Source organism: Azospirillum sp. B510 (assembly GCF_000010725.1).
Classification (GTDB): Bacteria; Pseudomonadota; Alphaproteobacteria; order Azospirillales; family Azospirillaceae; genus Azospirillum; species Azospirillum lipoferum_B.
On record NC_013855.1, the window covers coordinates 63,154 to 87,319 of the forward strand.

The 24,166-nt window shown below is 66.0% G+C and carries 25 protein-coding genes and 1 pseudogene; 14 read left to right on the plus strand and 12 right to left on the minus strand.

Going from position 1 to position 24,166, the window contains the following annotated elements; genetic code table 11:
- Nucleotides 1-23: 23 nt before the first annotated feature.
- Nucleotides 24-2,162, plus strand: a complete 2,139-nt coding sequence (locus AZL_RS15695; RefSeq protein WP_012975480.1) for a site-specific integrase — start codon at nt 24-26, stop codon at nt 2,160-2,162.
- Nucleotides 2,163-2,281: 119 nt separating this feature from the next.
- On the opposite strand, the gene AZL_RS34345 is transcribed toward AZL_RS15695, so the two are convergent.
- The 8 genes from AZL_RS34345 to AZL_RS36995 all read right to left on the minus strand — a co-directional run bounded on the left by AZL_RS34345 (nt 2,282) and on the right by AZL_RS36995 (nt 7,708).
- Complete coding sequence (locus tag AZL_RS34345; RefSeq protein ID WP_128083366.1) at nt 2,282-2,512, minus strand: hypothetical protein; 231 nt, start codon at nt 2,510-2,512, stop codon at nt 2,282-2,284.
- A gap of 56 nt (nt 2,513-2,568) precedes the next feature.
- Nucleotides 2,569-2,925, minus strand: coding sequence for a hypothetical protein (locus tag AZL_RS34350; RefSeq protein ID WP_204367265.1), 357 nt, complete (start codon nt 2,923-2,925; stop codon nt 2,569-2,571).
- 15 nt (nt 2,926-2,940) lie between these two features.
- Complete coding sequence (locus AZL_RS15705; protein WP_012975482.1) at nt 2,941-3,435, minus strand: hypothetical protein; 495 nt, start codon at nt 3,433-3,435, stop codon at nt 2,941-2,943.
- Nucleotides 3,436-3,616: 181 nt separating this feature from the next.
- Nucleotides 3,617-4,957: an IS1380-like element ISAzs3 family transposase gene (locus AZL_RS15710; protein ID WP_012973088.1), complete on the minus strand. Its 1,341-nt coding sequence runs from the start codon at nt 4,955-4,957 to the stop codon at nt 3,617-3,619.
- 606 nt (nt 4,958-5,563) lie between these two features.
- Nucleotides 5,564-5,863, minus strand: coding sequence for a hypothetical protein (locus AZL_RS34360; RefSeq protein ID WP_086935410.1), 300 nt, complete (start codon nt 5,861-5,863; stop codon nt 5,564-5,566).
- Between the two features lie 696 nt (nt 5,864-6,559).
- Nucleotides 6,560-7,036, minus strand: a complete 477-nt coding sequence (locus tag AZL_RS15720) for a hypothetical protein (protein ID WP_042444034.1) — start codon at nt 7,034-7,036, stop codon at nt 6,560-6,562.
- A gap of 70 nt (nt 7,037-7,106) precedes the next feature.
- Nucleotides 7,107-7,379 (minus strand): hypothetical protein, encoded by a 273-nt coding sequence (locus AZL_RS15725; protein WP_247894379.1) that lies wholly within the window; start codon nt 7,377-7,379, stop codon nt 7,107-7,109.
- Nucleotides 7,380-7,429: 50 nt separating this feature from the next.
- Entirely contained in the window at nt 7,430-7,708 is a 279-nt protein-coding gene (locus AZL_RS36995; protein WP_148219433.1) for a hypothetical protein, read from the minus strand.
- A gap of 479 nt (nt 7,709-8,187) precedes the next feature.
- Between AZL_RS36995 and AZL_RS37000 the strand changes: the two genes are divergently transcribed.
- Nucleotides 8,188-8,436: a hypothetical protein gene (locus AZL_RS37000; protein WP_247894380.1), complete on the plus strand. Its 249-nt coding sequence runs from the start codon at nt 8,188-8,190 to the stop codon at nt 8,434-8,436.
- Nucleotides 8,418-8,885 (plus strand): hypothetical protein, encoded by a 468-nt coding sequence (locus tag AZL_RS15735; RefSeq protein ID WP_247894381.1) that lies wholly within the window; start codon nt 8,418-8,420, stop codon nt 8,883-8,885. The genes AZL_RS37000 and AZL_RS15735 overlap by 19 nt, the downstream gene beginning before the upstream one ends.
- Before the next feature lie 39 nt (nt 8,886-8,924).
- Here the strand turns inward: AZL_RS15735 and AZL_RS15740 are convergent, their stop codons facing one another.
- Nucleotides 8,925-9,281, minus strand: a complete 357-nt coding sequence (locus AZL_RS15740) for a helix-turn-helix domain-containing protein (RefSeq protein ID WP_012975486.1) — start codon at nt 9,279-9,281, stop codon at nt 8,925-8,927.
- Nucleotides 9,282-9,414: 133 nt separating this feature from the next.
- Between AZL_RS15740 and AZL_RS15745 the strand changes: the two genes are divergently transcribed.
- From AZL_RS15745 to AZL_RS15760, 4 genes are all read left to right on the plus strand, one after another.
- Nucleotides 9,415-10,116: a thioredoxin family protein gene (locus AZL_RS15745; RefSeq protein ID WP_012975487.1), complete on the plus strand. Its 702-nt coding sequence runs from the start codon at nt 9,415-9,417 to the stop codon at nt 10,114-10,116.
- A gap of 26 nt (nt 10,117-10,142) precedes the next feature.
- Nucleotides 10,143-11,426 carry a CAP domain-containing protein gene (locus AZL_RS15750; RefSeq protein WP_012975488.1) on the plus strand — a complete coding sequence of 428 codons (1,284 nt, stop codon included), beginning with the start codon at nt 10,143-10,145 and terminating at the stop codon, nt 11,424-11,426.
- Between the two features lie 46 nt (nt 11,427-11,472).
- The gene (locus tag AZL_RS15755; protein WP_012975489.1) at nt 11,473-12,060 is read left to right on the plus strand and encodes a rhodanese-like domain-containing protein; all 588 of its coding nucleotides are present in this window, start codon (nt 11,473-11,475) and stop codon (nt 12,058-12,060) included.
- A 62-nt stretch (nt 12,061-12,122) separates the two neighbouring features.
- A complete protein-coding gene (locus AZL_RS15760) occupies nt 12,123-12,458 on the plus strand; it encodes a hypothetical protein (RefSeq protein WP_042444039.1) in 336 nt (111 codons plus the stop codon).
- Between the two features lie 8 nt (nt 12,459-12,466).
- Here AZL_RS15760 and AZL_RS15765 read toward each other — a convergent pair whose 3' ends face one another.
- Complete coding sequence (locus AZL_RS15765) at nt 12,467-14,140, minus strand: ISL3 family transposase (RefSeq protein ID WP_086935412.1); 1,674 nt, start codon at nt 14,138-14,140, stop codon at nt 12,467-12,469.
- Between the two features lie 83 nt (nt 14,141-14,223).
- Between AZL_RS15765 and AZL_RS15770 the strand changes: the two genes are divergently transcribed.
- The 7 genes from AZL_RS15770 to AZL_RS15800 are packed head-to-tail and all read left to right on the plus strand — an operon-like array spanning nt 14,224 to nt 21,641.
- On the plus strand, nt 14,224-14,994 hold the full coding sequence (locus AZL_RS15770) for an ABC transporter substrate-binding protein (RefSeq protein ID WP_086935413.1): 771 nt from the start codon (nt 14,224-14,226) through the stop codon (nt 14,992-14,994).
- A 30-nt stretch (nt 14,995-15,024) separates the two neighbouring features.
- On the plus strand, nt 15,025-16,218 hold the full coding sequence (locus tag AZL_RS15775) for an acyl-CoA dehydrogenase family protein (protein ID WP_012975493.1): 1,194 nt from the start codon (nt 15,025-15,027) through the stop codon (nt 16,216-16,218).
- Between the two features lie 10 nt (nt 16,219-16,228).
- Nucleotides 16,229-17,215 carry an ABC transporter permease gene (locus AZL_RS15780; RefSeq protein ID WP_012975494.1) on the plus strand — a complete coding sequence of 329 codons (987 nt, stop codon included), beginning with the start codon at nt 16,229-16,231 and terminating at the stop codon, nt 17,213-17,215.
- Complete coding sequence (locus tag AZL_RS15785) at nt 17,212-18,219, plus strand: ABC transporter permease (protein ID WP_086935414.1); 1,008 nt, start codon at nt 17,212-17,214, stop codon at nt 18,217-18,219. Before AZL_RS15780 ends, AZL_RS15785 begins: the two co-directional genes overlap by 4 nt.
- A 2-nt stretch (nt 18,220-18,221) precedes the next feature.
- Nucleotides 18,222-19,283 carry an ABC transporter ATP-binding protein gene (locus AZL_RS15790; RefSeq protein WP_012975496.1) on the plus strand — a complete coding sequence of 354 codons (1,062 nt, stop codon included), beginning with the start codon at nt 18,222-18,224 and terminating at the stop codon, nt 19,281-19,283.
- The gene (locus AZL_RS15795; protein ID WP_012975497.1) at nt 19,264-20,232 is read left to right on the plus strand and encodes an ABC transporter ATP-binding protein; all 969 of its coding nucleotides are present in this window, start codon (nt 19,264-19,266) and stop codon (nt 20,230-20,232) included. The genes AZL_RS15790 and AZL_RS15795 overlap by 20 nt, the downstream gene beginning before the upstream one ends.
- A gap of 8 nt (nt 20,233-20,240) precedes the next feature.
- Nucleotides 20,241-21,641: an LLM class flavin-dependent oxidoreductase gene (locus tag AZL_RS15800; RefSeq protein WP_012975498.1), complete on the plus strand. Its 1,401-nt coding sequence runs from the start codon at nt 20,241-20,243 to the stop codon at nt 21,639-21,641.
- On the opposite strand, the pseudogene AZL_RS15805 reads toward AZL_RS15800, so the two are convergent.
- Both AZL_RS15805 and AZL_RS15810 read right to left on the minus strand, forming a co-directional pair.
- A pseudogene (locus AZL_RS15805) lies at nt 21,638-22,966 on the minus strand (LLM class flavin-dependent oxidoreductase). The gene AZL_RS15800 and the pseudogene AZL_RS15805 overlap by 4 nt on opposite strands.
- 15 nt (nt 22,967-22,981) lie before the next feature.
- Nucleotides 22,982-24,151: an LLM class flavin-dependent oxidoreductase gene (locus AZL_RS15810; protein ID WP_012975501.1), complete on the minus strand. Its 1,170-nt coding sequence runs from the start codon at nt 24,149-24,151 to the stop codon at nt 22,982-22,984.
- Nucleotides 24,152-24,166 lie beyond the last annotated feature (15 nt).

Below are 24,166 nucleotides of genomic sequence, written 5' to 3' on the forward strand. Positions count from 1 at the left end.
CCGGTCCCGTCAGAGTACCGAGCATGGGCCAAACTGCGCACCTCGTCCTCCGTCACCAGACCTGGCACTGGCGCCGCCGCGTTCCATCCGACTTGCAGCTGACGTCTCCACGCGGGAGACTGAGCCTGTCGCTCGGAACGGGCGTCCTCCGAGCAGCCCGGCGCATCGCCCTGTTGCTCGACCTCGCGCTGGAGGAGTTGCGTATGCATCAGGCACCGCTGGACCCCACCACGCTCACCTCAATCCTGACCAAGATCCGCGACGACGCCCTGGCCGCCGATCAGGCCGAGCGCGCGCAACTGCCGCCGGATCTTGGATTCCTCCCGCACCCGACCGCCTCTCGCCGCATCGTCGCGCCGACTGACCTCGGCCAACGCCTCCTGCGCTGGCTGGCTGAACAGGGGCTGATGACCGGGATCGACGACACCGACCTCCGGGACCCCCTGAAGGGGCGTGGAGATGGATTCGCGACGGGCGGCGGCGACAACGCCGACGGTTCCGCCATGGTCCACGGCGCCGGGGAGATGCGGCAATCGACGGATGGCGGACCGGTGCACCGCGGTCCCTTGCTGCCGCCGGACCTGGACCATGATATCCGGGCGTTCATCGCCGCTCACCCGGCCCCTCCTGCCCGAATGACGACGGCACGGGCCGCATCGGACATCCGCGCGACGATCGCCCAAGGGGTGCAGGGAGCATTCCACGATGCCGCCCGACGCAACGACGGCGCTATGGCGCAGGGGCACGTGCAGCGCATCGTCGACAATATGGTGGCTGAAGGGCACGCCTTTCAGCTTGGCGACAGGGCCGTCCTGGAGCGGCACGCCCTGCCGGTGCTCGCCGCCGTGCATGAGCAAGTTGCATCGCGAGAGCGCAAGCCTCAGCCGATCGATCTGGGATCACCCGGTCCGATGTCGTTGCCCCAGCCGGCTAATATGACGCCGGCCATACCTTTTCCCTGTGCGTTCACAGCCCCGGTTGCACAAGTTACGACATCCACCACGCCGGTGCCCACCGTTACGGAGATGCTCAAAAAGTGCATCGCGTTGAAGAAGAGCAAGGGATGGAACGACAAATCAATCGCTGATGCGTCAACCACAATCAGGATGTTTGTCGAGTTTCGTGGCGATGCACCCATTGACCAAGTGACGACCGCCGACGCCTTTAATTTCAAGCAACTTTTGATCGGAGTGCCCAAGCTCGCCGGCAAGGGAAGATTTGCTGGCATGGGGATCCAGGAGTTGGTGGCGGAAGCCGATGCGCTTGAGCAATCACTGAATGATGGCCAAGTGGAACCAGGCACTATTGCCGGCGTCAGCATGGATGAAGATGACGAAAGCTGGCATGTTGATCGTTATTCAATAACAACAATCAACAAGCACATTAACTTTCTGAACGTCATATTCAAAGTCGGCATGCAATATCTTGGTCGTAAAGAAGATCACTCGGTCTTCGCCGATCAATTTTATGACAAGGCTCTGGTTCGGGAGCAGCGGCGGAAGCGTCCTGCCTACGAAGTGTCGGAGCTTGAGAAATTATTCCGCACGCCAGCGTGGACTGGTTGCGTTGACGATCGTCTGCGGGCAACGTCATCCAGTGTTCCGCCATCGCGCGATGCCCGATTTTGGGCCCCTCTGGTTGCAGCGCATCAAGGGATGCGACTGGAAGAATGCCTGCAATTGAAGCCGGAAGACATCGGCGAACAAGAGGGAATCCCAGTCATCCGTATCCGTGAAGGCAAGGGGCAAAAGCTCAAGACTGCATCAAGTGCCCGTGTTGTCCCGGTTCACTCGACACTCATTCAGCTCGGTTTTCTGCAATATGCGGCAGATCATCGAGCTGAAGGCGCATCATTTCTGTACCCTGAATTGAAGCGTGGGGGTAAATTCGCAACTTTTGGCCATAGCTTCAGCATGTGGTGGACGGATTATAGACGGGCTATCGGGATCTACGAGCCGGGCAAGGACTTCCATGCTTTTCGAACGACGGTGAATACTCAGCTGTTGCGCCGGGGCGTCAATGAAACGTCAATCAAGTCTTTGCTCGGTCACAGCACCAATGGTGATATTACTGCTCAAGATTATAACGCAGGTCTGAAAATAGATGATCTCCGTCGAGCGTTGGAGCTTTGGCACTTTGATGTTAACCACTTGATTGGCTGATTGGTCCAGGCTCAAAGTGCTTCCGTTCCTCCGTCAGTTGAGCAGGGCTGACGGAGGGTTTCGGCAGATTATTATCAACTGCAAGCTTCTGCATGCCGACTACTTCAACTTAATTGAAGTCAGCCATTGTCCTTATGATGCCTGGAAATTGCGGCGGCGTCGCGCATGCGCTGATGGGCTGTCGCTGGCGGTGGTGTCGGTGCCGGAGCCCAATGCGTGATATCATCATTGGTCACGAATGTTTTAAAATCATCGACCCAATATCCAATCTGCTCGACCCAGCGAACAAAAATACGGTACTCGTCACCTGGCGCGTCCCATGGCTGATATTTCAGGAAGTCACCGGACATCGCGACGAGGATCCTCGACCCGTCCCGCGGAGCCGTTTCAAGAGGTTGCCAATCAATCACTGATGTGTCTCCGATATAGTCGTTCGGAGGCGCAAGCGAAGCAGGTCATGTTGGATTCCGGTGGCGAGGAGCGCGAGCAGCAGAGTCTCGGGCTCGGCCGTGGTGGCCACCTGACGCAATCGCGTGGACAATACCAGTAGCTTCGCGTCGGCATCGGCCCAGGTGTGAGCCGGCAGTTTTGTAAGGCTTTCCAAAGCATCGGCAAGGTGGTCGCAGCGGTCGGCGGTTTCCCGTTCACTCTCTTGATGGCTACCTGGACCGCTGTCGGTCAGCCATTGTCGGGCGAGGCGTCCGATCGGCGATTCCGGCCGATCTGCGGGATTGGGACGCGGCGCGGCGGGATGGTCCATCATTTCGCCTCCTCCCCGTCATTCACGCAGGCTGAGCGTGGCAGTCGATACCGCGATAGCCCATCCCTTCTCGTCACGACGGATCGATTTCTGGACATCGATCGTCATCTTCAGATTGACGCTCCGGGCCATGGTCGTCGCCCAGTCAAGAATTCCCGCAGCATCGCTCAGATGGCGGCGCATCCGCTTGTAATGGTCATGTTGGCTCGCCAGCGGCTGCCATGGCTGCGGTGCGGTCCGCCGGGCCGCGACGACCAGGAGATGGGCATCGTCGAGTGCTTCGGCTATCGCTCCCACGGCGCAACGGGTATGGTCGTCATCGACCTGATGCCGCCAGCAGACAAGGTCGGTGGTCACCACGCGGACAAGGTCGGCGGTTTCGACCACCGCCTTTGGCCCGTCCGTGGGATTTGTTTTGAAGAGTTGGTCTTCCAGAGCATCGAAGGTGGCAGATAGAGAATGGTCGGGCAGTACGGTTTTATCTGGCAAAACCGTGGGATCGGTCGAGGTCATAGGGATGCCTCTAGCCGCCTTTATTCACCAGGGTGGCGAGCGGTCTGGTCGCCGCGTTGAGATGATCAACGTTGGGCTGTATGGGCGCGCGTCGTCGGCCGCCGCGCTGACGGCGGCGTGACGGTGTCGGAGTTGGTGGTGGAGGGGATTGGGTGACGGCTGGGGCACGCTGCCCCGGTGCTCAGCAGATGAGCCGGGGCATGCGGCCGAGGGCGAGGTGGATGATCGCCTGATCAGGCGCGCTGGTCGGCAGGTGCACCTTGATCTGCGTCTTCATCTCCACGATACGCGCGGCGGTCTTCACCAAGCGCAGCCGCAAGGTGTCGAATTGCACCGTGCGCCAGCGGGAGCGTTTCGGCATCAGCGAGCGCAGGCTCCACAGCAGCCAGTACGCCCCGGCGTGCAGGAACAGGCGGAACTGGTTGGCCGTCGCCTTGGTGCAGGAGGTCCGGTCTGCGGCAAGGTGGGATTTCCAGGCTTTTATATGATTTTCCGCCTGTCCCCTCGCGCAATACAGGCCGGCATACAGCCAGCGACCCGTGCCGTGGCGTAGGTTGGTGACGATGAAGCGGCTGTCGGTGCCCTGGTCTCCTGCCTCGACGCGCGCGACGATGCGGCGGACCCGGCTCCAGGTGCTGGCCCCGTCATAGAATTCCTTGAAGCGGCGCACCTTGTCGGCTCCGGGCATGGCCTGGAAGCGCGCCGCGGTGCTGGCCTCCAGCGTGGTGACGTGACGGCGCAGTGTGCTGCTGGTCGGCAGACCGAGCACGTAGTCGAGCCCCTCCGCCTCGCACCAGTCCAGCACCTCCGGGCAGGCGTAATGGCCGTCGGCGCGCAGCAGGATCTCGGTCTTGGGCCAGTTTGCCCGAATGGCGCGGAGCAGGCGACGCAGGAAGGTCCGGATCTCCGTCCCCTTGGGCCGCTTGGCTGGGCGCAGCACAGCGGTGACAAAGCGGCCGTTGCCGTCGAAGACAACGATGGGCTGGAAGCCGTACTCGTCATAATGGGCGTTGAACAGGCGCAACTGCTGACCGCCATGCACCGTGTCGAAGGTGTCGTCTACATCCAGCACGATGCGCTTGGGCACCTGGCGAAAGGACGCGCAGTAGAGATCGACCATGGCTCGGCCCATGCGCAGCAGTGCGCGGGTATCCGGCAGGTTCTCCAGGCGCGAGATGGTGGCTTGCGAGCAAAGGTCACGCTCGGACGGCAGGCGTTCCAGGGCCATCTTGAACAGCGGGTCGGAGCGTAGGCTGCCGGCGTCGTTGCCGTCCTCGTAGCCCGCCGCGATGGCCAGCAGGCGAAAGCCGATGATGTCGGCCAGCGAATGCACGGTGCGCGTTGGATCGCGCGGGTCCTCAATACAGGCGGCCAGCCGATCGGCAATCCGCAGCCGCTTCGCCACCTCCCGCAGCACCAGCAGCCCGCCATCGGAGGACAGGCGGCCGCCATCAAAGCGCCCGATCACCGGCTTTCCAGCAACGGGTGACAGGCCGGGCAGCGGCAGGGTATGATCAACCATGGCGGGTGGGCGCTCCGGAAACGGCAGGAGTTGGCGTCAGCACCCAAATCCTACGGCCGCTCAACGGATGCCGCTACACCCGCCAACCCTCATGAATTTTCCCGGCTAGTAATGGGGAAGGGGAGTGGGGGGCTGTTGGATGCGGGGACCAGCCATTGCAGACCTCTGCATGCCGACGCGTACCGCCAATTCTCCAGGGTGGTTTTGCGTCCGGTCACCGTGACCCGAACCGGTCACGACGCTGGTGGCAATCGCCATTTGGTCTACTGCTTCCTCCTTCCCCGGCACGGCCAGCGGGACGGAAGCAACGTCAGATAGGTGTCGCTGTCGAGGTATTCCGGCCGCCGCCGCATCATTGCGATGCAGCAACGGTTGCACAGCGCAAAGGTATCTGGATCGTCGGGCGGCCCAACAAGAAGCCAAGTGTCGGGACCGGCGCGGTCCTGGTCGTGCCAGATGCCGTAGCGTGCACAGCGGCAGGTTTCGGCCGTCGATGGCGTGTGCTTCATTAGAGATGGCATCGTTCGCCGCATGGTCATCAGCGATTTCCACCCTGTTCGGCTGTGGGAGTGTTTTGGTGACGGGTGTCGGGGAAACCGAGGCGGGTCAGCCGACGACACGCGAAGCATCATCCGCGCCGTCGATGCGGGCGATCAGATCCCGGGCTTGGCGAATCAGCCAGAGCGGTGCATATGCAGGATCATCATCGGCACGATCGATGAGCGCTTCGGCCTGCTCTCTCGCGATGTCGAGGTCACCGGCCGCATGGTGGTGCAGCGCCGCGCGCAGGAGCAAGTCGGGACGCCCGCCGTTGGCGGCACAGTCCCGTTCAGCACGTTCAGCAATCCGACGCAGCCGGGAAATGCGGGCTGCAGCGGATTCGACGGACGGTTGCATGGATTTCATAGCAATGGGTCCGGAGTGATCGATGGGTGGCGTCCGGCTGGACCGCGGCGCCGCAGAGCGCGGCCGCGGCCCAGCCGGACGCCACCTCCGCTCCACGCTACGGGTCGTTCATCCCAGGTTCGGGTGGTCGGATGGATTTTGGCTCTTATGCTTGCCGACCTGCCCGCCTCCGGGTGGGTGGGACAGCTGTGGTGGCCGGCTCCCGCCGGTCGTGGGGCATGGGACAGCGGCTGCGAGCGCAACCATCATGATCAGGGGCTTCCAGGGTCGGGGGCATGCCGTCGTTTATCGGCATTTGGATTTCCATATGGATTGGGAGCCTCTGATGCAGTTTGCCTTCGTCTCCAGGTTGCTGGTTGCAAGCCTCCCGTTCATCCTGCCGCTTTCGGCACGGGGCGGGAGCGTCTCCGCGCCGCGAGGCAGAGCAGCGACAACTGGCATGAGGTCTGGTCGAATCAGCCACATGCGCGTGACCCCTTACGAACCCCGATCAACGAGCGCTTGCTAAGGTGGAGTCCCGACATCCCCGCCGACAAGCAGCAGATCCATCGGTTCGAACCGGAGTAACACAACTCTGCAAGATAACATTGGCGATGTTATCTTGCAGAGTGACGTGAACGGACCGCCAGTGTGGGCGGTGCCCAGCGCCCTCGGCGTGCAAAAGCAAGCCAACCTCACTGTCGGGATCCGCCCCGATCAAATCTCTTTTGACAGGATCATCCGAAGAACGGCGCGTCTGAAGCCCCGCCCGATATTGTCCAACCGTCGGTTCCAGTCCGCCGCCAGCCACGGCGGGACGTCATTATTTTCCGCAAGCTCAAACAGGACGCGCCGCACGCGTGGAACCCCGTAGGCGCGGCAAAGGCGCACGACATCGCGGAACGTCGGGCGCGCCAGGGTGAGGGCGATCAGATGATCCGGAGCGTGTGCCGCACCCGGATTGCTCCAGGCCCGGTCGAAGGTGAGGCGGGGCGCCTGTCGCAAAAGCAACCGATAGAGACCGGGCCCGAGGCGCTCCAGCCTCTCCGCCTGGACCAGTTTTTCTAACCGAATTCCGACTTCCGGCGTCTTGTCGAGGCAGACAATATCGCCCCTTATGGCAATGAGCATCCCAGCTGGGCTGATCATGCCCAGCACAGCGGACCGATCCCCGACAATGATGACGACAGTCATCGTGGTGGACGCGCTTTCCTGGGGATCAGCCGGCGTCTTTCGTGCCTGGGCGCAATGACCGACCACGGACTCATGCCCCTCCGTCTTTAAGGTTCGGCGTAGGGGCTGCCGGATCGGTGGACCCATTCCGATGGGCCGACCGCCGCGCCCTCTTGACGCGGTCGATAGCCGCCAGAGCGGCGGGGAGCGTCTCGATCAGCCTCTGGTGCGCCATGATCACGGTGTCCGCCTCCTCGGGCGACAGCGAGGTGATGGTCTCTTCCACAAGGTTCCGCGGGCGCTCCGTCAGAGGCAGGCTATCGATCACGGCGCGCAATGCCTGGGTGCGGGTCGGGTCGAGCATGGGCCTCTCCTCGGAGTGAGCTGGTTCCATGGGCGGGTTCATGGCTTGGGTCATCCATCACAACCGACAGAGCGTTCAGCCCGTGCGCTGTTGGAGATGTTGGTCGGGTGCTGCGCGGGCAGGTCGAGGCTTGGCATGCTGAAGAGACGGTTCCATAGACGGTCAGCCAGGCCATCGAGGTCGCGCAGACAGACGTCCTCCCCACTCGGGCGGATACCGACCAGCTGCCCAAAGAACATGGCAGCCGAATAGAGACCGGCGCGATCGGTGACGACTGTCAGGATGGCGAGGTATGGGTGTGGCTCTTCGCCGAGGTCGATGGGCCGCATCCTTGGGCTCGTGTCCGGGTCCACGACATCCTCCGTCTCCCACCGGCATTGGCGGCGGTACAGCCGGCCATCAGGGCTGAGCCTGTAGCGGCCATCTCCGGATTCCAGCGTCAGCGACTTGGCTTGGCATGTGCCCGGCGCCAAGCCATCCGGGAGCGGCACCTGGACGATGATCGTAACGCAAAGGCCCACAGCAGGCTCATCTCCGTCCGTCGGCGGTCGGTATTCCATTGGCCTGAGCTGTTCGGGAAGTTCTGGCGGAGGCAACATGCCGTAGCTTCGCACCCGAAAGTGATTCCGGCTTCAGCGAATATTGTATAAATAAACTCCGTGTATCCGGCGTCAACCCGGAATGCAGCCGTCCGTCCACCGGATGCTCCCGCGCGGGCTCCGTCCTGCTGCCGGCATCTCCGGACGCTGATGTGCCGGGAGTGCTGGATGCGCCTGTGCCGGCTCCATTCCTTCAGAAGGACCCTTCCATGACCGTGACCGGTTACGGCCAGACCTACGCCGAAGCATTGGCCGATGCGGAATCGAAACTCCAACCCGAGCGCGATGCCGAAACCGTCGGACAGATCGGCGGCGGCATCTTCGGCCTGCTGGTCGGCGCCATCCTCAGCACAGGCTGGCTGCTGGCCAACGCCGCGCTGCGCCCCATCGCCGGCGCCGCCTATCTGGTGTTGGCCGGGGCGATTGGCTGGTCAACGCCGTGGCCGACCTCATCCTAGGCGGGGTCGAGACTGGCCTGATCGGCCTGCTCCTCCTTATGATGGTCAAGATCGCGCTTCTCGGTCTGTTCATCGGGCTCGCCTTCCAGTCGCGTTCGGCGATGCTCAGTCTGGAACTGGTCGAGGCCCGCCTGCTCCATGGCTGCTTCGCCGCCAGCCCGGCCATCGGCATGATTCTTCACATCCTGCTCTATGGTCTGACCGCTGTCGGTGGCTACCTCTTCGCCGCAGTCCTGATCCGGCGCGGTGCCTCGCTGATCCTGGAGCGGCAGGCCTTTGTCCAGTCCTTCGGCATCGAGGACACGCTGATGATGGTGGTCAATGGTCCCGCGCCGCCCTGGGCGATGGTGGTGGCCATCATCGCGGCGGTCGTCGCCCTGGTGCGACGACGCTATTTCCATCCCTTCGCCCGGCATTTCACCCTGTTGGGACGGCTGCGACCGGCATAGGCGATCATCCGCGCGACGTCATCGGCCCGCCGGTGCCGGCTATGGCCGCTTGCCGTCCGGATGCAGCAGGGTCAGGGCCTCGACCTGCCGAAGCGCCACCTCGGCCTCCCGGTCGCTCAGGCCGCGCAGCACCTCGCGCAGCCGCATGTCGGTGGCGGCCCGGGCCGGTGACACCACCGCCTCGCCGTCGTCGAAGAAGTCGACCAGCGGCACGTCCAGGCGGCGCGACAGGCGGTCGAGCGTCTCCAGCGCCGCAAGCACCCGGCCCCGCTCGATGTTGCTCACCGTCTCGACGCTGCGGTCGATCGCCGCAGCCACATCCTCTTGGCTGAGGGCTCGGCTCTCGCGCAAGGCCCGCAACCGTTTTCCTATCCTGCGTTTCAGGTCATCGCTCATGAGCCGGAGTTTCGTTCCGGGTAAGCGGCTTGACCACGAAACGGATTCCTATTATGCAACGATCACTTGAAATCGGATCGAAGTCGGAGCTGAACTGCGTCCGGCCCGGACCTGCCACTGCCGGGGACCCATCATGCCGTCCGTCTTCTCTGCCGCTGTTCGGATCGGCGCCATCCTGTTCACCGCGGCGCCGGCGTTCGCAGCTTCCGTGACGATGCTAGGGGTTTCGCCGCTCCAGGCCCAATCCTATGGCTTCGCCGTCGGCGATCGGCTGCCCGTCTTCCGCTATCACGGCGAGGACGGCGTCGCCCATCGCACCGACGAGTTCCGGGGCCGCTGGTTCCTGTTCAAGCGCGGTGCCGACTGGTGCGTGCCCTGTCTGGCGGAGCGCCCGGGGCTGGACGCCTTCATGCGGGTCCATCCCGAGGTCCCCGTGGTGATGATAGTGGCGGTCAGCCGGGCCAGCCCCGCCGGTGCCGACCCGCAGCGGCAGATGCAGCGCGACGTCGCCCACCAGCGTAGCCACGGCTTCGACCCACGCATCGTCGCGGTCCAGGACGGCCGCCAACCAAGCCAGGACGAGCTGCCGGCGCCCAAGGAGATCGAACCGGTGCCGTTGACCGCCGTCATCGATCCCAATGGCGTCATCGCCGCGCTGTGGACCACGACCCACCGCTACGAGCGCTTCCACGAGCGCAAGGGCATCGCCGGCCGGCGGGAGCCTCGCTTCGGCGACTATGTCGAGGCGGTGCTGCTCTGCAAGGGAGCCGCCCTGTCCACCGTCGGCGAGGAGTCCCGGACGCTCGCCCGCAGCCTCGACGCCTCTTGTTCCTGATCCTGCGTTTCCGGAAAGCCACCGCCATGGTGAACATTTACACTCCCACCGCCCAGGACGGCCTGAGCAGCGCCGAGATCGTCCTCTACGACCAGTTGATGGACTACCGGGCCCAGTTGGGGTTGCCGGCCATCCCGCTGTCGAAGGCCCTGACCACCACCGCGGCCCGCCACGTCGTCGACATCGCCGACAATCTCGGCACCGCCGTGCCCGACCAATCGCCGGGCGAGAGCCGTGCCCACAGCTGGAGCGATGCCGCGTACAACGCCAAGGACGCGACCAGCTATGGCGCGATGTGGGGGGCGCCGGCGCGTCTGGGCACCGGCTATGCCGGCTATGGCTTCGAGAATCTCATCACCGGGACCGGCAGCGTCGTGCGTGGCACGCCGGAGCAGACGGCCTCCGTGCTCCTCACTGCCTGGAAGATGAGCCCCAGCCACAACGCCGTCATGACGAACCAGGGCGATTGGAAGCCCTACAGCTGGAACGCGGTCGGCGTCGCCGTCTATAAGAACTCGGCGGCGATCTGGTTCGGCCGCGAGGCCGATCCCACCGGGGGTCCCGCCATCGACGGCTTCGACCCGCTGCGCTACCTCGCCGGCAATGCCGACCTCGCCCGGGTGATCGGCACCGACAGCGCCGCCGCGCGGTCGCATTACATCCAATCCGGTGCCCGCGAAGGCCGGTCGACGACCGCTTTCAACCCCTACCAGTATCTTGCCGGCTATGGCGACCTGATGGCCGCCTTCGGCAGCGACGCCCAGGCGGCCGGGATCCATTACATCCAGTCCGGCCTGCGGGAGGGACGCAGCGCGACGGCGTTCAATGCGGACGCCTATCTCGCCTCGAACCCCGACCTTTTGGCCGCCTTCGGCTCCGACCGCAATGCCGCCTCCCGGCATTACATTGATTCCGGCCGGGCAGAGCAGCGCCGTCTCGATGGCTTCGACGCCACGGCATACGAGCGGGCCAATCCCGACATTGCCGCCGCCTTCGGCGCCGACCTGACGGCGGCGACGCGCCATTATGTCGAGTACGGCTACCGCGAGCACCGCAGGACCGCCGTCCAGCCGGTCGCTGCCCAGGGGGCTCCGTTGGCCGGACCGGGTGCCGACAGCTTGCAGTCCTCGGCTCCGGTGGAGGAGAGCGACCCGATGATCGGACGGCTGGGCGAGGCGCCCGTCGACCTCACCTGGACAGCTGGGATGCTCGCCGCTCCCTTGGCGGCCCCGTTGTCGGGGATCGGGATGGGAGCGTTCCCCCGCTCCGATGCACAGGGCCTGACGCTCGCCTTCGCCGGGCCGGTCTGATCGGCATGAGCATTCCAAACCATTCTCTCATAGTCACGAGGGCCGTATGACCAGATTGAAGTGGGCTGCCGTTACGCTGTGTGCCGCCACCTTGTCGCTGGCGGCATGCCAGACCTCCCGTCCCGTCGACCGCTCCCAGCTTGCGGGCATCGCCCTGGCCGACAGGGCGTATGCCGATGAGGCGGCCGACTGGGGCATTTCGCCGCGCGGCACGCTGCTGGTCGGCGGCTATCACGCCCGCACGCCGACGGCGGTTCCGGGCGCGCGGACCATCGCGACCGCGGACCTCTTGCGGCTGCTCACCACCGACCCGTCGGTGGTGCTGGTCGACGTGTTGGGCGGGTCCGCCCATCCCGGTCTGCCGCAGTCGGTCTGGCTGGTGGACGCCGGGCTGGGCAAGGGCTTCGACGATCCGCTGCAGGCCAAGCTCGGTGAGCGGCTGGCCCAGCTCACCGGCGGCGACCGGCAGCGGCCGGTCGTCTTCTACTGCCTGTCGGCGGAATGCTGGCTGTCCTACAACGCCTCGCTGCGGGCCGTGGCGCTCGGCTACCGCTCCGTCCTCTGGTACCGCGGTGGCATCGAGGCGTGGAGGGCGGCCGGACTGCCGATGGCGCCGGCTATTGGCGGCTGGTAGGCGACCAGCGAGAGAAACCAACCATCAAGGAGACGGGGATAATGCGACGGATTGGAGGCGCGATGTTGCTGCTCGGCACGCTGACAGGGCAAGCGGTTGCCGCCGACACGCGGCATGACGGCACCTGGACCGGCACCTATCATCCGGTGCAGGCGCTTGGAGCGAAGTGCAACACCAATACAACCAAACGCAGCATGGTTGTGAAGGATGGCGTGGCGACGATGCGCACCACCAGTGCCCGTAACGGGGCCGAGCGCGTCTACACCGGCACCATCAACGGCGACACGCTGGACATGGTGTCGGAGGATGAGCTGATCTATTCCGGCACCTTCTCCGGCAATCATTATCGGGCTCTTGGAAATTTTGTGTGGATGAGTAGAAGGTGTTTGGGGATGTGATGTTCGCGTTAGGCGTGAGCCAAGACCCGACTGCGTAGGAGATCGAAGCCGGCACGGCCGTACATATCCCGCTTGATGACCTTGAGCCGATTGACGTGGCCCTCGACTTGCCCGCTACTCCACGGCTCGGTGAGCGCGGCGCGCACGGCGTCCTCGTCGCGCCGGATGCCGGCGGCGAACGGCCCCAGGGCACTGGCCTCCGCCTCACGCAGCCAGCCGTCGAACATGGTCGGCGTCTTGTCCTTCACCATCGTCGTGAAGCGGCTGATCAGGTCGGCGGCGGTGGCGATGGCGGGCGAGTGGTCCCGCAAGGAGACGACGAACTGGCGGTCCTCCTCGGAAAGCACGTCGAGGTCGACGGTTAGCAGGCGCACTGCCCGCCGAGGCGTCGGTGGCTCCGTAACTCTGGTCGCCGCCGAGTGACGCCTCGGTCCTGTGGATTTTCTGAGGCTCGGGTCCTCTCGCCGCCGCTGCATCGCCCAGTTCCGCACAACGGAATATTGTCCGGCAAAGCCCTGGCCCTTGAGGTCGCGCCAGAGCGCTGCCCCATTGTGACACCCGGCTTGCCAACGCTCCTCCAGATGGGCGCGATACGGGTCGAGGATGCTGGTCGCGCGAGCGGCATGGCGCCATGTCGGTGCATGGCCGGCCCGCAACCAGCGGCGCACCGTCTTGCGTTCGATCCCGGTGGTGCGGGCAATGGCTTTCAGCGCCATGCCCTGTTCACGCAAGCGCGCAACTTCGGCGAAGCGGGCGTCGCGGCGCTCCTGCGCAGCCCGCGACCGCCGCTCTGCGGCTCGCAACGGCCGTTCGGTTTCGGATGCAGTGGCTGGTCCCGAGTTGTTCTCCTCCAGCGTCAGCGGTTCCGGTTTCAGGGCGGCCGTTTGAGCGGCCTCGCGCAGATCGCGGTGATGATGCTCGAGAACCCCGCGCAGGGCGTCGCTCGCGTTTCGCAGCAAATGCCACCGGTCCGCGACCTGGATCGCTTCGGGAGCACCACGGGCGGCCCCCTCGGCGTAGGCGCCGGCGCGGTCACGGGCGACGACGGAGATGCCGGGGTGCATCATGAGCCATGCCGCCAAGGTGTCGGCACTGCGGTCGGGCAACAGGTCGATGACCCGCCGACGCTCCAGATCGCACAGGATCGTGCCGTAGCGATGCCCCTTACGCCAAGCCCAATCGTCCACGCCCAGCACAGTGACCGGAGGGATCGGCTTGGTTCCGCCGGCGCGAACGCGATGCAACAGCGTCGTTCGGCTGATCGGCATTCCCATCGCCGTGGCATGACGGGCGCCAGGGTTGCCGCCTAGGGCCAAGCCGATGGACCGGTGCACCGAGCGCAGCCGGTCGGTCTGCCGGCCTCGCCGTTGCGCGATGCCCGGCAATGACTCGGCAAAGGTCCGCCGGGAACAGGTCGGCGCCGTGCAACGGAAACGACGGACCCGGACCAGCAGGACGGTGGGGCGGCCGAAACACGCGAGGTCGCCGAGGCTGCGCCAGTAGGAACCGTGAATCCGCCGAGATGGCGTCCCACACGCGGTACAGGGAGCCGACACCGTCGTCTGCTGTGCGCGCAACGTGATGCGTGGGGAGCCATGGTCGATCTGGTCAATGATATGGAGACCAGGAAGAAAGCCAATCGAATGCAGGGAAAGGTTCAAGGAGAGGACCGTGTCAAGGATACGCTTCCTCTCATATAGCGATCCGCAAACTTCGAAGGGCTCCGCCTACTTTCGACTGCTTCGGGCTGCAACCTCAACCCCTGATTGATCACACAAAATTTCCAAGAGCCCAGCTCTACTTCAACTACGACACCCCGGCCCTGAAGGACAAGCGGGTGCGGCTGGCGATCGCCCACGCGATCGACCTCAACCGGCTGCTGAACGTGGTCTATTTCGGCTACGGCCTTGTCGCCCCGGCGGCGGTCAGTCCGGAGCTGACGCGCTTCACCGATCCGTCGATCAAGCCGTATCCCATCGACCTCGCCAAGGCCAACAAGCTGCTGGACGAGGCGGGCTTTCCGAAGAAGGCGGACGGCACACGGCTGTCGCTGCGGCTCTACTGCAACCCGTTCAATGGTCAGGCGGCCGGCGACTTCGTCAAGCAGGCGCTGGGCCGGATCGGCATCGCGGTGGATTTTCAGTTCTTCGACTTCTCCACCTACATCCAGAAGGCATACACCGGCCGCGAGTTCGACCTGACGCTGGAATCGCTGTCCAACACCTTCGACCCTACGCCAGGCGTGCAGCGGGTGTTCTGGTCGAAGAACTTCAAGATCGGGCTGCCCTTCTCCAACGCCTCCCACTACGAGAACCCGGAGGTCGACCGGCTGCTGGAAGCGGCGGCGGTGGAGCCGGACGTCGAGAGGCGCCGCCAGCTGTGGATTGACCTGCAGCGCTTCCTCTACGAGGACGTGGCGGCCGTGCACCTGATCGCGCCGGCCGGGGTCACCCTGTTCAGCAAGAAGGTCAAAAACCACACGCTGGGCGTTGCCGGCATCAACGCGAGCTTTGCCGACGTCTACATCGAGAAGTGACGGGACGGCCGGCAGCCGGAGGGGGGCACCATGACAGCAACCATCGTCGATGCGCGCGGAAATCCGGACTCCTGGCTGGCGGAGGCCGCGCGGTTGCGCGCCCTGTTCGCCGCGGAGTCGGTCGTCAACGATCAGGACGGCGGCCAGCCGCTTGCCCAAATCCATGCCTTGAAGAACAGCGGACTGCTGACCATCGGGGTTCCCGTCAGCCATGGCGGACCGGGAGCCTCCTGGGCGGTGCTGCTGCGCATCGTGCGGGAGCTTGCCAAGGCGGACGGGTCGATCGCGCACCTCTACGGCTATCACAACAACTTCCTGCACGGTCTGCTGACCATGGCGGCGCCCGACCAGCAGCGCGACTGGATGACCAGCACGCTGGCCGGAAACTGGATCTGGGGCAATTCGGTCAACACCTTCTCCCACAGCCTGTTCGGCCGGCGGGACGGCAACTGGTGGGTTCTGAACGGACGCCGGCCCTTCTCCTCGGGCAGCCATGTCGCCGACGCGCTGGTCATCGCCTGGGAAGACGAGGTTACCGATGCCCGCCATTTCGCCGCCATCACCGCAGGGCGGCAGGGGCTGACCATCGAGCACGACTGGGATGGGATCGGGCAACGCCAGACCGGATCCGGCACCGTCACCTACACCGATGTCCCGATCCATGTCAGCGAGGTGCTGTCCAATCCGGCGCTGGCCGGCCGGCCGATCACCACCCTGGGACCCCTGCAACAGCAGAGCGTCCTGCTCAACGTCTTCATCGGCCAGGCGATCGGCGCGCTGGAGGAGGCGCGCGGCTACACCCTCAGCAAAAGCCGTCCCTGGATCCATTCCGGTTGCGAGCGGCATGTCGACGATCCCTGGATCAAGCGGGTCTACGGCGAACTCCATATCCGGCTGCGCGCGGCGGAGCTGCTGGCCGACGCCGCTCTCGATGCGCTGTCCGCCGCCTGGGCGAAGGGGGGCGCGCTGACCGCGGCGGAACGCGGCGAGGCCGCCATCACGGTGGCCGCCGCAAACGTTCAGGCCGGTGACGTGGCGCTGGAGGTCACCCAGCGGATTTTCGAGGTGATGGGCGCCCGCTCGGCCACGCGGACCAACGGTTTCGATCGCTGGTGGCGCAATGTGCGCACCCACACGCTGCACAATCCGGCGGAATACAAGACCCGCAATGTCGGGCATTGGTTCCTGACCGGCGAATTCCCCGAACCCGGCACCTTCCAGTGAGGTTCCCGCCATGACCGGTTCGCTGCGCATCCTGAAGGCCCTGCGCCGTTCGGCCCTGCAGGCGGTGCCGACCGTGCTGGGCATCGTCATCCTGAACTTCTTCCTGCTGCGGCTGGCCCCTGGCGACGCCGCCGACGTGCTGGCCGGCGAGGCAGGGGCGGCGACCGTGGAGACGATGGCGGCCCTGAAGGCCCGCTTCGGTTTCGACCTGCCACTGTTGCAGCAACTGGCCGGCTATCTCGGCAATCTCGCCCAGTTCAGCCTCGGCCATTCGCCGCGCTACAATATGGCGGTCGCCGACCTGATCGCGCAGCGGCTGCCCAACACGCTGCTGCTGATGCTGCTGGCGCTGGGCGGGGCGCTCGTCTTCGGGATCGCCGCGGGGGCCGTGATGGCCGCCTTCGCCGGGCGGCTGGCGGATCGGGTGCTGTCTGTGGCGGCGCTGCTGTTCTACTCGATTCCGGGCTTTTGGATCGGCTTGATGCTGATCGTGCTGTTCTCGGTCAAGCTGGGCTGGCTGCCCAGCGGCGGGGCGGAGACCATCGGCGCCTCCCATGCCGGCTGGGCGGCCGTTCTCGATCAGGCACGCCATCTGGTGCTGCCGGCGGTGTCGCTCGCCCTGTTCTATGTCGCCATTTACGCCCGTCTGACCCGTGGCGCGATGCTGGAAGTGCGGGCGCAGGATTATGTCCGCACCGCCCGTGCCAAGGGGCTGCCGTCCGCGGCGGTCACGGTGCGCCATGTGCTGCGCAATGCGCTGCTGCCGGTCACCACCATGGCCGGGGTGCATCTTGGCGGGCTGATGGGTGGCGCCGTGGTGGTGGAGACCGTCTATAGCTGGCCCGGCCTCGGCCGTCTTGCTTACGAGGCGGTGATGGGGCGCGATTTCAACGTGCTGCTCGGCATCCTGCTGCTGTCCTCCCTCATCGTGGTCGCGGTCAATGCCGTGATCGACCTGCTCCAGGCGTGGCTCGATCCACGCATCGAGGTACGATGATGTCCAGTTCGGAAAACTCCCTGCCGCGTACCGCCGCCCGTGCCGGCCGCAGCGAGGCCGATCAGAAGCCCGAGACCACAGCCGAGGCGCCAGTCTGGGCCAATATTCGGGCGCCCGACGCGATGCGTGCGGCGACCGCCGATACCGAGCGGTTGGTTCCGGTCGGCCGCTGGCGGGCGACGCGCGCCTATTTCGCAAACCCGACCGCGGTGTTCGGCCTGCTCATCCTGGCAACCGTATTGGTCGCGGCGGCGTTGGCACCGCTGCTGTTCCCCGACGATCCGCTCGACATGGTCGGCCGTCCACTGGTCTGGCCGGGTGAGGACGCGGCGTTTCCGCTCGGCACCGACGCGCTCGGCCGCGACGTGCTGGCGGGGCTGGTCCACGGGGCGCGGGTCAGCCTGCTGATCGGCGCCACCGCGACCCTGGTCAGCGTGCTCGCCGGCGTCCTGATCGGTGCCGTCGCCGGTTATTTCGGCGGGCGCACCGACGATGTGCTGGTCAAGCTGGTGGAGATCTTCCAGACGATCCCCGGCTTCATCCTGCTGATCGTCACCGTCGCGATCGCCCAGCCGACGATCCCGGCGATCACGCTGGCGATCGCGCTGGTGTCCTGGCCGGCGGTGGCTCGGCTGGTCCGGGCGGAGTTCCGCCTGCTGCGGGAGAAGGAGATGGTGATGGCGGCACGCGGCCTGGGCTACGGGCACGCCCGCATCATCCTGCGGGAGATTTTGCCCAACGCCCTGCCGCCGGTGATCGTGATGTCCTCGGTCACGGTGGCGACCGCCATCCTGATGGAAAGCGCCCTGTCCTTCATGGGCCTGGGCGATCCCAACACGATCAGCTGGGGCTCCATGATCGGTGCCGGGCGCGACATGCTGCGCACCGCCTGGTACCTCAGCGCCATTCCGGGGCTCGCCATCGTCTTTATCGTGCTGGCGCTGAATCTGATCGGCGATGGGTTGAACGACGCGCTCAATCCGCGACTTTCGGGGGACCGTTGACCATGGCCTCGCTGCTTGCCGCCTCCCAGCCTGAGCGTCTGCTGTCGGTGGAGGGGCTGACCGTCGCCTTTCCCCGCGCCACCCCGGTCCGTGGCTTGAGCTTCTCGGTCGAGGCCAGGGAGACGGTGGCGCTGGTTGGAGAATCCGGATCGGGCAAATCGCTGAGCGCGCTCGCCCTGCTTGGCCTGTTGCCGCCGACCGCGCGGATCGCCGCCGGCCGGGTGAGCTTTGCCGGACGCGAACTGACCGCTTTGCCCGATCGCGAGCTGCGCACCCTGCGCGGCCGCGACATCGCAATGATCTTCCAGGAGCCGATGACCTCGCTGAACCCGGTGCTGACCTTGGGCCAGCAGATCGTCGAGGTGTTGCGCCTGCATGAGGGGCTGAGCCGCGCCGCCGCCCGTCGGCGGGCCGTCGAACTGCTCGGCCTCGTGCGCATTCCGGAGCCGCAGCGGCGGATCGACGAGTATCCCCACCAGCTTTCCGGCGGCATGCGTCAGCGGGGCATGATCGCCATCGCGGTCGCCTGCCGGCCGAAGCTGCTGATCGCCGACGAGCCGACGACGGCGCTGGATGTCACCATCCAGGCCCAGGTGCTCGATCTGCTCGACGGGCTGCGGCGCGACCTCGACATGGCGCTGCTGCTGATCACCCACGATCTCGGCGTGGTGGCGGAATGGGCCGACCGCGTCGTCGTGATGTATGCCGGCCGCAAGGTGGAGGATGCACCCTACCGGTCGCTGCTCGATGCCCCCTTGCATCCCTACACCCGCGGCCTGCTCAACGCCTCGCCGCGGCTGGAGGCGGAGCACCACCACTCGCTGGGGCCACTGGCCGAGATCCCCGGCAGCATTGCGTCCGCGGCGGAGGAAGCCGGCTGTGCCTTTGCCCCGCGCTGTCCGCTGGCCGAGGCTGCCTGCCGCTTGCGGGTTCCCGACCTGCTGGCGGCGGCCCCCGACCATCTGGTCGCCTGCCCGGTGACCATCGCCCACCGCACCAATCCCCGCCATGCCAACCCCCACCATGCCAACCAAGGTGTCGTCCATGGCCCTGCTGTCGATTGAGAACCTTCACACCCATTACCAGGCCGGCGGCGGGATGTTGCGTGCGGTGGACGGCGTCTCGTTCGATGTGGCGGCCGGCGAGACGGTCGGGCTGGTCGGCGAGTCCGGCTGCGGCAAGTCCACCCTGGGCAAGACCCTGCTGCGGCTGGTCCGGCCGACCGCCGGACGCATCGTCTTCGATGGCCAGGATGTCGGCAGCCTGTCGGAGCGGGCATTGCGCCAGTATCGGCGGAATGTCCAGATGGTGTTCCAGGATCCGTTCGGCTCGCTCAACCCGCGTCACACGGTGGCGGAGATCCTCGGCGGCCCGCTGGCCGTCCACAAGCTGGGGAACCGCCGTGACCGGGCAGGGCGGGTGCTGGACTCGCTCGACCGGGTCGGCCTGCCGCGCGACGCGCTGAAGCGCTACCCGCATGAATTCTCCGGCGGCCAGCGCCAGCGGCTGGGCATCGCGCGGGCGCTGATCCTGCAGCCACGGCTCGTCATCTGCGACGAGCCCGTGTCGGCGCTCGACCTGTCGATCCAGGCCCAGATCCTGAACCTGCTGTCGCGGATGAAGGCCGATCTCGGGCTGTCCTATCTGTTCATCTCCCACGACCTGTCGGTGGTGCGCTATTTCGCCGACCGCGTGCTGGTCATGTATCTTGGCCGCATCGTGGAGAGCGGCTCCTGGCGCAGCCTGTGGACCCGGCCGCTGCACCCCTACACCCGCGCGCTGATCGAGGCGGTGCCCAACCCGCAGCGCCGCCGGCATGCGGCACCGCTGTCGGGCGATCTGCCGTCCCCTCGCCAGATCCCGGCCGGTTGCCGCTTCCATCCGCGCTGCCCGCTGGCGACCGACCTGTGCCGCCGGGAAGAGCCGATGATGCGCGATACCGGCGACGGGCAGGCGGTCGCCTGTCACCACGCCGACTTGGCACCGAACCCCCTTCCCGTCGCGGCGGAGTGAGACGAACCATGACCGACCAATCGCGGATCGATCAATCACGGACCGGCCGGCCCCGGCAAATCCGGCTGAACGCCTTCCACATGAACGCTCCCGGCCATTCCTGGGCGGGGCTGTGGGCACATCCGCGCGACCGCACCTCCAGCCATGATAGGCCGGACTACTGGACCCATCTGGCCCGGACGGCCGAGCGTGGACGGCTGGATGCCGTCTTCCTCGCCGACGTGATCGGGGTCTACGACGTCTATGGCGGCTCGCCCGATACGGCGCTGCGCAGTGCGGCACAGGCGCCGACCCTCGATCCCTTTCCGGTGGTGCCGCTGATGGCGGCGGTGACCGAGCATATCGGCTTCGGCGTCACCGCGACGGTCAGCTACGAGAAGCCCTATGCGTTGGCCCGCCGCTTCTCGACGCTCGACCATCTGACCGAAGGGCGGATCGCCTGGAACGTCGTCACCGGCATTCTTGGCAGCGGTGCCCGCGGCATGGGCCAGAGCGACCTAACCGAGCATGACGCCCGCTATGCCGTTGCCGAGGAGTTCCTGGCCGCCACCTATGCCCTGTGGGAGGGAAGCTGGGCCGACGACGCGGTGGTGCGAGACCGCGAGGCCCGCGTCTATACCCGGCCGGAGCGGGTGCGGCGGGTCACCCGGACCGGCGCCCATCCGGTGGACGCCATCCATCTGGTCCATCCCTCGCCGCAGCGCACGCCGTTCCTGTTCCAGGCCGGCGCTTCCGCCATCGGGCGGGCCTTCGCCGCCGCCCATGCCGAAGCGGTGTTCGTCAACGGCCACACCAAGGCCCTGGTGGCCGAGACGGTACGGGACATCCGCCAGCGGGCTGTCGGCTTTGGCCGCGATCCGCAAGACATCAAGATCTTCCTGGGGGCCAGCGTAATCGTCGGCGCGACCGACGCGGCGGCCGAGGATCGACGACGCGACTACGAACGCTACGTCGATGCCGAGGGAACGCTGGCGCTGATGTCCGGCTGGTCGGGGATCGATCTGTCCGCCTACGGGTTGGACGAGCCGATCCGCGCGGTGCAGGGCAATGCGATGCGTTCGCTGATCGAGGCGATCACCACGCGCAGTCCCGACCGCGCCTGGACGGTACGCGATCTCGCCCGTTTCGATCAGGTCGGCGGACGCGGCGCCTTTCTGGTCGGTTCTCCGGCGACGGTGGCGGACGACATCCGTGCCTGGGTCGAGGAAACCGACATCGACGGCTTCAACCTCGTCCGGTTGGTCGAGCCGGAGAATTTGGAAGCGATCGTCGATCTGCTGGTGCCGGAGTTGCAGAAACGTGGGCTGTTCAAGACGGAATACGCCGATGGCCCGCTGCGGCAGAAGCTGACCGGCCGTCCGCGTCTGCCGGACAGCCACCCCGCTGCGGCATTCCGCTTCCCCGCCTAATCCCGCTTGGTGAAGAAACGGTTCTCCGGACGTTTCAGACTGAGATGGTCGCGCAGCGTGGTCCCCTCGTACTCCCGCCGGAAGATGCCGCGGCGCTGGAGTTCGGGGACCACCTGCCGGACAAAATCGTCGAGCCCTGCCGGCAGGAAGGGGAACATGACGTTGAAGCCGTCCGCGCCCTCTTCCTCCAGCCATTGCTGCATCTCGTCGGCGATCGAGCCGGGCGTACCGACAAAGGTGAAGCCGGCATAACCGCCCAGGCGTTGTGCCAGTTGACGGACCGTTAGTCCTTCGCGCTGCGCGAGGTCGATGGCACGCTGCCGTCCGCTGCGGCTGGCATTGGTTTCCGGAATTTCCGGCAGCGGGCCGTCCGGGTCGAAGGCGGAAACGTCGGTGCCGAGCGCGATCGACAGCGAGGCGAAGGCGCTCGCCTCATGGACCAGGCTGTCGAGCCGGGCATGCTTGGCCCGTGCCTCCTCCACCGTGTCGCCGACCACCACCAGGGCGCCCGGCAGGATCTTCAGGCTGTCGCGCGAGCGTCCGGCTCTCTCCGCCCGGCCCTTGATGTCGGCATAGATCCGCTGGCCGTCGGCGAGCGTCTAGGAGACGGTGAACACCACCTCCGCCGTCTCGGCCGCCAGTTGGCGCCCGGTGTCGGAAGCCCCGGCCTGGACGATCACCGGCCAGCCCTGGACCGGCCGTGCGATGTGCAAAGGCCCGCGCACGGAGAAGTACTCGCCTTTGTGGTCGAGGACATGCAGCTTGGTCGGGTCGAAGAACAGCCCGCTTTCCTGGTCGCGGACAAAGGCGTCGTCGGCCCAGCTGTCCCACAGGCCGGTGACCACATCGTAGAATTCCCGGGCCCGGCGGTAGCGCTCGGCATGCTCCATATGCTCGGTGCGGCCGAAATTCAGGGCCGCATCAGGGTTGGAGGTGGTGACGATGTTCCAGCCCGCCCGCCCGTTGGAGATGTGGTCGAGCGAAGCGAAGCGCCGCGCGATGTGGAACGGCTCGTCGAAGGTGGTGGAGGCGGTGGCGACCAGCCCGATCCGCTCGGTCGTGGCCGCCAGCGCCGACAGCAGGGTGAACGGCTCGAACGAGGTCGCGGTGTGGCTGCGTTTCAGCGCCTCGACCGGCATGTTGAGCAGCGCCAGGTGGTCCGCCATGAAGAAGGCGTCGAACTTCGCTTCCTCCAGCGTGCGGATGAAGCGCTTGAGGTGGGCGAAGTTGAAGTTCGCATCGGGGAAAGCGCCGGGATAGCGCCAAGCCCCGGTATGGATCGACACCGGCCGCATGAAGGCGCCGAGGTGCAGTTGCCGCGCCATGTCCGTGGTCTCCGTCTACAGCCGAAGGCCGGCGCTTTGCAGGAGCGGCAGGATCCGTTCGGCGAAATGGTCGAGGTCGTGGGCGAAGTCGTAGAAATTGATCTGCACCCCGTCGATCCCGGCCTTCTTCAGGCCGGCGAGCTGGTCCACCACCTGCGCCGGCGTGCCGACGATCTCGATGTTGCCACCCAGGTTCAGGCCCTGCTTGTGGTTGGGGTCATTGCGCCCCCGCCAGGCGTGGGCGTCGCTGTCGTAGCCGCAGTGGCCGAAGCTGGTCGCGGTCGGCGGCGGCTTGTTGTCGAGGATGGCGGACAGGTAGGACTGGGTCTCCGCCTCGCTGTCGCGGCTGATGATCATCGGGTTGATGATCGTCTTGACGGTGCGGCCGCGGGCACGGGCGCGAGCCTTGATCTCGGCGATGTGGGCGGGCAGCGTCTCCAGCGCGCTGTCGATGTGCGACCCGCCGGGCGAGGTGATGAAGACCAGATCGGAATGGCGGGCGGCGAAGTCGATGCCGGCCGGCGAGCCGGTGGCGGTCACCAGGATCGGCCGCCCGTAGGCCGGCTTCGGTGTGATGTAGCCGTTGACGATCTTCCAGGATCCGAGCGCCGCCTCGGCGGAATAATTTTCGGTGTCGGTCCACAGCCGGTGTAGCGTCTCGAACAGTTCCGCCGCCATGTCGTAGCGGCGGTCGTGCTCGATCCGGTTCCAGCCGAACATCTCGTGCTCGACGGCGCGGTGGCCGGTGACGATGTTGATGCCCCAGCGCCCCTTGGCGATGTGGTCGAAGGTGGCGCCGATCTTGGCGATGTGCAGCGGGTGCCAGGGGCCGTACAGCACATGCAGGGTCGAGATCAGCAGGATGTTGCGGGTGGTAGCGGCCATGGCGCCGAGCGCCACGAAGCTGTCGAGCGACGCCTCGCCGTCATAGCCGCCCTTGGGCAGCCATTGGGTGCGGCTGAAGGCGATGTCGAAGCCGAGCGCGTCGGCCCTCTGCACCAGCGCCTTGTTGTAGTCGTATGTCCAGGTCGAGCTGGTCGGCAGATTGGAAAGGCGAATGTCCTGAAGGTTCAGGAACAGGCCGAGCATCAGCGGCTGGCGCGCCGAACGGGACAGCGGGCTGTCCGGAAAGTCGAGCGGACCGCTGGGCACCGGTCCGGCCTCCTGTTGAAGGGTGAGCGACATCGCATTCACTCCGCA